7 protein-coding genes and 1 riboswitch are annotated in these 6,342 nt (G+C 63.9%); of the genes, 4 read left to right on the top strand and 3 right to left on the bottom strand.

Features of this window, described 5'->3' with window-relative positions:
• The coding region (mtnA, locus tag EN906_RS18950) for an S-methyl-5-thioribose-1-phosphate isomerase (protein WP_245484297.1) at positions 1 to 951 on the top strand (951 nt) is incomplete at its 5' end.
• 9 nt (positions 952 to 960) lie between these two features.
• On the opposite strand, the gene EN906_RS18955 is transcribed toward mtnA, so the two are convergent.
• Positions 961 to 1,500, bottom strand: a complete 540-nt coding sequence (locus tag EN906_RS18955; RefSeq protein WP_127269807.1) for an Lrp/AsnC family transcriptional regulator — start codon at positions 1,498 to 1,500, stop codon at positions 961 to 963.
• 49 nt (positions 1,501 to 1,549) lie between these two features.
• On the opposite strand from EN906_RS18955, the gene EN906_RS18960 reads away from it, so the two are divergent.
• The 3 genes from EN906_RS18960 to fba all read left to right on the top strand — a co-directional run bounded on the left by EN906_RS18960 (position 1,550) and on the right by fba (position 4,762).
• The gene (locus EN906_RS18960) at positions 1,550 to 2,719 is read left to right on the top strand and encodes an MFS transporter (RefSeq protein ID WP_127269809.1); all 1,170 of its coding nucleotides are present in this window, start codon (positions 1,550 to 1,552) and stop codon (positions 2,717 to 2,719) included.
• A 66-nt stretch (positions 2,720 to 2,785) separates the two neighbouring features.
• Positions 2,786 to 2,984: riboswitch (FMN riboswitch) on the top strand.
• A 77-nt stretch (positions 2,985 to 3,061) separates the two neighbouring features.
• Entirely contained in the window at positions 3,062 to 3,535 is a 474-nt protein-coding gene (locus EN906_RS18965; RefSeq protein ID WP_127269811.1) for a 6,7-dimethyl-8-ribityllumazine synthase, read from the top strand.
• 162 nt (positions 3,536 to 3,697) lie between these two features.
• Positions 3,698 to 4,762 carry a class II fructose-bisphosphate aldolase gene (gene fba, locus EN906_RS18970; protein WP_013532928.1) on the top strand — a complete coding sequence of 355 codons (1,065 nt, stop codon included), beginning with the start codon at positions 3,698 to 3,700 and terminating at the stop codon, positions 4,760 to 4,762.
• A 60-nt stretch (positions 4,763 to 4,822) separates the two neighbouring features.
• Here the strand turns inward: fba and EN906_RS18975 are convergent, their stop codons facing one another.
• Together EN906_RS18975 and EN906_RS18980 are read right to left on the bottom strand one after the other, a co-directional pair.
• Positions 4,823 to 6,049, bottom strand: coding sequence for a VWA domain-containing protein (locus EN906_RS18975; RefSeq protein WP_127270708.1), 1,227 nt, complete (start codon positions 6,047 to 6,049; stop codon positions 4,823 to 4,825).
• Positions 6,042 to 6,342: DUF5682 family protein (locus EN906_RS18980; protein ID WP_245484298.1), on the bottom strand; the 301-nt coding region annotated here is incomplete at its 5' end. The genes EN906_RS18975 and EN906_RS18980, both read right to left, overlap by 8 nt.

Here is a 6,342-nt window from a genome sequence, read left to right on the forward strand (position 1 = left end):
CCGCGTCTCGTGCAGGGTCTCCCACACGGCATCGAGCGCTGCATCCGACGGATCGTCAGCCATCTGCATGGCGATCCGTCGGATGCAGCGCTCGATGCCGTGTGGGAGACCCTGCACGAGACGCGGCCAACCGCGATCAATCTGCGCTGGGCGCTGGACGAAATGCGGCGCTTCCTGCGGCCTTTGCCTCCCGAACAACGCGCCGAAGCCGCCTATCGGCGGGCCCGTGAGATCGCCGACGAAGATGTCGGCCTCAACCGCGCCATCGGCGAGAACGGTCTTGCCATCATCAAGGCGATCGCGGCGCGCAAGCAGAAGGGCGAACCGGTCAACATCCTGACCCACTGCAATGCCGGCTGGCTGGCCACGGTCGACTACGGCACCGCCACGGCGCCGATCTACCTGGCCACAGAAGCCGGCATTCCGGTCCATGTCTATGTCGATGAAACGCGGCCGCGCAACCAGGGCGCACAGCTGACCGCCTGGGAGATGGCCGGGCACGGCGTGCCGCACACACTGATCGTCGACAATGCCGGCGGCCATCTGATGCAGCGCGGCGCAATCGACATGGTCATCGTCGGCACCGACCGCACAACGGCCGACGGCGATGTCTGCAACAAGATCGGCACCTATCTGAAGGCGCTCGCCGCCGCCGACAATGACGTGCCGTTCTATGTCGCGCTACCGTCGCCGACCATCGACTGGACGGTACATGACGGACTGGCCGAGATCCCGATCGAGCAGCGCTCGGCCGACGAGGTCTCGCTGGTCTGGGGCAAGACCGCTGCCGGCGAGATTGCCCAGGTTCGCATTTCGCCGGAGACGACGCCTGCGGCCAACCCGGCCTTCGATGTGACGCCGGCGCGACTGGTCACCGGCTTGATCACCGAGCGCGGCGTTGCCAAGGCATCGCGCGAGGGATTGAAGGCGATGTTCCCCGAGCGGGCGTAGCCCACGTCCCTAGTACAGAGGCTCCGCCATATGCTTCGGGGTCGGCCACGTCTCGGTAATGCCCGGCTGCACCGGCCGCTCCAGATAGGTCGATAAAACCACATAGCTGCGCGTCGAGGTGACCCCCGGCGTTTCGTACAGGCGCGCCAAAAGGCCTTCGAGTGCTCTGGTGTCTTCCGTGCGGACCTTCAGCAGCATGCAGGTGTCGCCGGCGACCGTATGGATCTCCTCGACTTCGGGATATTGCGAGACCGCCATCAGCTCCGGCGTCTTTCCCCAGCCCCTGGTGTCGATATGGACAAAGGCAAGCAAAGGCTTTTTCACCGCCCGGGGATCGATGATGGCGACTGTGTTGCGGATGGCGCCGCTGCGACGGAGCCGTTTGACCCGCTCATGCGCTGCGGGTGGCGACAAGCCGACGCGATCGCCGAGTTCGGCGTAGCTGATCGTGGCGTCATCGACCAGGACACCTAATATTCTTCGGTCTGTCGCGTCGAGATCGCGGGCCGCGGGCCTGTTCTGCAGAATGCCATCTGTTTCTTCATCCATGGCGAAATTCCGGGTTCTCCGCTGAATGGAATACGGCCATTATGCTGATATGTCGAACATTGATCAAGTTGCGCCATTGACTGCCCGAGCCCCGATCCCGGCGCTTGCCTATCTGCTGACCGGATGCATCGCTGTCATCGGCTCGAACTCGCTTGTGCTGGGTCCGATCGCACCGGCTGTCGCCTCGTCGTTCGGAACCAGCGTGCCGGCCGTGATGATTGCGGCGGCAGCGTTCGGCCTTGGCACCTCCGCAAGCGCCCTGTTCCTTGCGCGCTACATCGACCGGCTCGGTGCTCGCAGGATGCTGCAGAGCGCACTGTTGCTGTTGGCATTGGCGCTGGTCGCAAGTGCCGCTGCACCCACGGTGACCATGCTGGTCTCCGCACAGCTGCTGGCCGGCATCGCTGCCGGCATCGCCATGCCCGCGATCTATGCCAGCGCCGCAGCCATTGCCCCACCGGGCAGGGAGAGCGGCACGATCGGCGTCGTCCTGACTGGATGGACGCTCAGCATGGTCGCCGGCGTTTCGCTTTCGGCCGTGCTTGCCGATCTTGTGCATTGGCGCGCCGTTTTCGCAGCGGTCGCGGTGCTTGCGGCCCTTGCATGGATGGGGCTGACAGTGACGTCGCTCAGCGACATCAGGAAGGCCGGACCGGCGCCCGCCCCGCTGGAAGCGCTCGGCATTCCCGGAATCCTGCCGCTGCTGGTGGCGTGCGCGGCCTTCATGACTTCGTTCTACGGCGTCTATGGCTATCTCGGCGACCATCTTCATGTCGGGCTGGGACAGCCGGTGAGCGCCAATGGCCTGGCGGCGCTTGCCTACGGCATAGGCTTCGGGACGGCTGCTCTGCTCGACGGCGTCATCGACAGACTGGGTGCGCGGCGCGTAATGCCGTTCGCCTATCTTCTGGTCGCAGTCGTCTATGTCGCGATGGCGGCGACGAGCGGCAGTTTCGGGCTGACCTTGACCATGGTGGCAATCTGGGGACTGGCCAATCATTTCGGCCTGAATGTCCTGGTAATGCGCCTGTCTGCGCTCGATCCCTCGCGGCGCGGCACGATCATGGGCCTGAACAGTGCGGTGACTTACCTCGCGGTCTTCGTCGGCACCACCAGCTTCGGGCCGCTCTACTCCAGCTTTGGTTTTGCCACCTGCGCAATGGTCGCAGCATCGCTGATGCTGATCGCCGCATCGGCGGCGGCGTGGCGCACGCGATAATCGAACGGACTTGGCCCAACCTTCTCACGGTTGACAGCAGCGCCCTGCCCTTTCATACAAAGCCGTTAATGTTCTCAGGGCGGGGTGAAAGTCCCCACCGGCGGTAAGGACTCTTAGTTGCGCATGATTCCTTTCCGAAAACCGTTCCGGTTTTCGGGGTCATGCGCGGGCCCAAGCCCGCGAGCGCTTTCCGGTTTCGGAAAGGTCAGCAGATCCGGTGTGATTCCGGAGCCGACGGTTAGAGTCCGGATGGAAGAGAACGAAACGGAAGCCGGCCCGCTCTTCGCGGGCTTAATCCGTATCGTGCGTCCTGATTCTGGTTCGAAACGGAAGGATGGGCCCATGAATCAGCATTCCCATAAAGACTACGAAAAGACTCGCATCGCCGTTATCCGCGCGCGCTGGCATGCCGACATCGTCGACCAGTGCGTGCAGGCCTTCGAAGCGGCACTGGCTGACATCGGAGGCGAGCGCTTCACCGTTGACGTCTTCGACGTGCCGGGCGCCTATGAAATCCCCCTGCATGCCAAGACCCTGGCCGGGACCGGCCGCTATGCCGCGATCCTCGGCACCGCTTTTGTCGTCAATGGCGGCATCTACCGGCATGAATTCGTCGCCAGCGCGGTGCTCGACGGCATGATGAACGCGCAGTTGTCGACCGGCGTGCCGGTGCTGTCGGCGGTGCTCACCCCGCACAACTACCACGACAGCGCCGAGCACCACCGCTTCTTCTTTGAGCACTTCACCATCAAGGGCAAGGAGGCGGCCAATGCCTGCGTGCAGATCCTGGCGGCGCGGGAGTTGATCGCGGCTTAAGTCACCAAAACGGCCGGATTTCAGCCCTGCAACAAGAATTGCGATCGAGAAGAGCTCTGAAGGTTGCGGTTCCGTTGAAATCCCGCCAGAAGCATCAAGGGCCGACCGGCAACCGGCCGGCCCGCGACGTTGCGCTTGAAACCAGATACGGGAGACTATTGGGTGGCTCGCATAACACTGAGACAATTGCTCGACCACGCCGCCGAATACGGCTACGGCGTGCCCGCTTTCAACATGAACAATATGGAACAGGGCCTCGCCATCATGGAGGCCGCCGAGGAGACCAAGTCGCCGGTCATCCTGCAGGCCAGCCGCGGCGCGCGCGCCTATGCCAATGACGTGGTGCTGGCCAAGCTGATCGACGCGCTGGTCGAAATCCATCCCGACATTCCGGTCTGCATGCATCTCGACCATGGCAACAACGAAGCCACCTGCGTCACCGCGATCCAGTACGGCTTCACCTCGGTCATGATGGACGGGTCGCTGAAGGAAGACGGCAAGACGCCGGCCGACTACGCCTACAATTCCGGCATCACCAAGCGCGTCGTCGACATGGCGCATTGGGGCGGCGTGTCCGTCGAAGGCGAGATCGGCGTGCTCGGCTCGCTGGAGAGCGGCGGCGGCGAGCAGGAAGACGGCCACGGCGTCGAAGGCGCGATCAGCCACGACCAGCTTTTGACCGATCCGGAACAGGCGGTGGAATTCGTCAAGGACACCCATGTCGATGCGCTGGCGGTTGCCATGGGCACCAGCCATGGCGCCTACAAATTCTCGCGCAAGCCGGACGGCGCGGTGCTGGCCATGAACGTCATCGAGGAGATCCACCGCCGCCTGCCGAACATGCATCTGGTCATGCACGGCTCGTCCTCGGTGCCCGAGGACCTGCAGGAGATCATCAACAAATATGGCGGCCAGATGAAGCCGACCTGGGGCGTGCCGGTCGAGGAAATCCAGCGCGGCATCAAGCACGGCGTGCGCAAGATCAACATCGACACCGACAACCGCATGGCGCTGACCGGCGCGATCCGCAAGGTGCTGACCGAGAACCCGAGCGAGTTCGATCCGCGCAAATATTTGACACCGGCCATGGCCGCCATGCGCAAGCTCTGCAAGGAGCGCTTCGAACAGTTCGGCACCGCCGGCAACGCGCAGAAGATCAAGCCGCTGCCGGTCGCCGAAATGGCCAAGCGCTATAAGTCGGGCAGCCTCGACCCGAAGTTCGGCTGAGCTCCAGCCATTTATCCCAGAGCTGCCAGAAGCATCCTGGCAGCTCTGGCGACGGCTGTTTTACTCCGGAGTCTCGGCCTCGGCACGAACCAGCTTGATATCGGCGCCAGCCGCCCATGCGCCGATATCTTCCCGACGCAATGCCGCCGCCATCATGTCTGGAAACAAATCCGGCGTGCAGGCGAAGACCGGAATACCGAGGGCGGCCACCGAGCCTGCCATCTTCGGGTCATAACCCGGCCTGCCCTGGTCGGTCAGCGCCAGAAGCACCACGACGTTGACGCCGGAGCGAACGAGTGCAGCAAGCCGCTGCAGCAATTCCTGCCCGTTGCCGCCCTCATAAAGGTCGGTGATCAGCACCATATGCGACTTGGTCGGCCGTTCGATGCGGTCCGCGCAATAGGCCACGGCCTGGTTGATGTCGGTGCCGCCGCCCAGCTGCACGCCGAACAGGACTTCGACAGGATCGCTAAGCTCCTCGGTCAGATCGACGATCGCCGTGTCGAAGCAGACAAGCTTGGTCCGCACGACCGGCAGGGAAGCCATCACCGCGGCGAAGATGGAGGCGTAGATCACCGAGCTTGCCATCGAGCCCGACTGGTCGACGCACAGCACCACCTCATCCAGGTCGACCAGCCTTCGCTGTTTGCGCATGAAGCCGACCAGCTTCTCCGGCACGATGGTTTTGTGCTCGGGCTGGTAATGGCGAAGGTTGGCTGAGATCGTACGCGGCCAGTCGATGTCGCGCTGGCGTGGGCGGTTGGTGCGCTGCGACCGGTCGACCGCGCCGCGGATCGCCTCGGCTGTCTTCTGCTCCAGCCGCTGCATCAGCTTGGCGACGATATCGGCGATGATCGTGCGCGCAATGTCCTTGGTCTTGGCCGGCATGACCGAGCGCAGCGAAATCAGGTCGGCGACGAGATTGACGTCGGCCTCGATCGCCTTAAGGAATTCCGGCTCCATCAGCATCTGCTTCAGGTTGAGCCGTTCGAAGGCATCCTTCTGGACGATCTGGACGACCTGTGCGGGAAAGAACGATCTGATATCGCCCATCCACTGTGCCACCCTTGGCGCCGAGCGGCCGAGGCCGCCGCGCCGCTTGCGCGGATCGGCGGCCGCATCGCCGGCACCATCGCCGTAAAGCGCATCGAGCGCCGCCGAAAGCCGCTTGTCGGTGTCGGACAGCGCTGACGAGGTTTCCTCATCGGCACCGATCGCCAGGCGCCAGCGGCGCTCCCGTCCGTCGCCGGCCTGGATTGGTTCGCTCATTTCGGCCTCGTCATCCATTGCCGCTCCCTCCCGTCAGCAAGGGTCCGAGCCGTTCAAGATGGCGGCGCCACGCTTCGCCGCCATCCGGAGTCGGCGTCAGTCCGGCAGGCAGGCGTGCGGCGCGGCCGAGCACCGCTTCGATCAACCGCCGCCGCTCCATCGAGTCCAGATGCGAAAAGACCCGGCGCAGCAACGGCAGATGCGCAATGAAGGCGTCTTCGTCGAGGGATGCGAGCCAGGCATCCACCGCACCGCGCAGGCCCTCGTCGTAGATCAGCCGTTGGCCGGCAGTGCTGAAGAAACCCTCGAAG

This window comes from Mesorhizobium sp. M7A.F.Ca.CA.004.06.1.1, from assembly GCF_003999135.1.
In the GTDB taxonomy this organism is placed as follows: domain Bacteria; phylum Pseudomonadota; class Alphaproteobacteria; order Rhizobiales; family Rhizobiaceae; genus Mesorhizobium.

Excerpts from the sequence above, each read along its gene's own strand:
- EN906_RS18955 (WP_127269807.1), bottom strand. The coding sequence starts at position 1,500 with ATGGATGAAGAAACAGATGGCATTCTGCAGAACAGGCCCGCGGCCCGC.
- EN906_RS18960 (WP_127269809.1), top strand. The coding sequence starts at position 1,550 with ATGTCGAACATTGATCAAGTTGCGCCATTGACTGCCCGAGCCCCGATC.
- EN906_RS18965 (WP_127269811.1), top strand. The coding sequence starts at position 3,062 with ATGAATCAGCATTCCCATAAAGACTACGAAAAGACTCGCATCGCCGTT.
- EN906_RS18975 (WP_127270708.1), bottom strand. The coding sequence starts at position 6,049 with ATGGATGACGAGGCCGAAATGAGCGAACCAATCCAGGCCGGCGACGGA.